Below are 249 nucleotides of genomic sequence, written 5' to 3' on the forward strand. Positions count from 1 at the left end.
GTCGTATTTGAACACGAACGGATCGCCGAGCCCGTACTCGCCCCATTCGTCCGGCAGCGAGATCGGATTGGCGTACGTGCGGGCGGGCAGTTCAGGCGCCGGATCCCCGCCCTTGGCGCAGCCCGCGCCGCTCGCCGCGAGCGTCAAGGCAAGCAGCCAGCGTCCCGCCCTTCGGATCGCGCGCTTCATCGCGTTCGCTCCTCCTTCGGACGAAGGGCTTCCGATGCGGACCCCCTCGTCGCTGCTTAT

Annotated in this window: 1 protein-coding gene; it reads right to left on the reverse strand. The window is 68.3% G+C overall.

What is annotated here, in order from left to right:
• Nucleotides 1–189 (reverse strand): hypothetical protein (locus NLU14_RS22600; protein ID WP_275710834.1); only part of this gene is annotated, 189 nt, incomplete at its 3' end.
• Nucleotides 190–249 lie beyond the last annotated feature (60 nt).

The organism is Marinobacter iranensis, from assembly GCF_029207565.1.
GTDB classification, from domain to species: domain Bacteria; phylum Pseudomonadota; class Gammaproteobacteria; order Pseudomonadales; family Oleiphilaceae; genus Marinobacter; species Marinobacter iranensis.